Origin of the sequence: Vibrio marinisediminis (assembly GCF_014050145.1) — a bacterium.
GTDB lineage: Bacteria > Pseudomonadota > Gammaproteobacteria > Enterobacterales > Vibrionaceae > Vibrio > Vibrio marinisediminis.
Window position 1 is genome coordinate 1 of sequence record NZ_JACFYF010000484.1, and the last position, 218, is coordinate 218.

The following is a 218-nucleotide window of genomic DNA, read 5'->3' on the forward strand; positions in this document are numbered from 1 at the left end:
TCATGAGCGAAGGCACAGAAACCGACAAATGGTTGCGCGCTATGATCGGCGTCATCATGTTCCAGAGCGCGTATATGGCGGAAGTCGTACGCGGCGGTTTGCAGGCGATTCCGAAAGGTCAGTATGAAGCGGCTCACTCTCTGGGCCTGAGCTACTGGAAAATGATGTTCTTCATCATTCTTCCGCAAGCGCTCAAGCTGATGATTCCCGGTATCGTC

General features: G+C 53.2%; 1 protein-coding gene. It reads left to right on the top strand.

Features of this window, described 5'->3' with window-relative positions; genetic code table 11:
• The coding region (locus tag H2O73_RS21810) for an ABC transporter permease subunit (RefSeq protein ID WP_182110883.1) at positions 1–218 on the top strand (218 nt) is incomplete at both ends.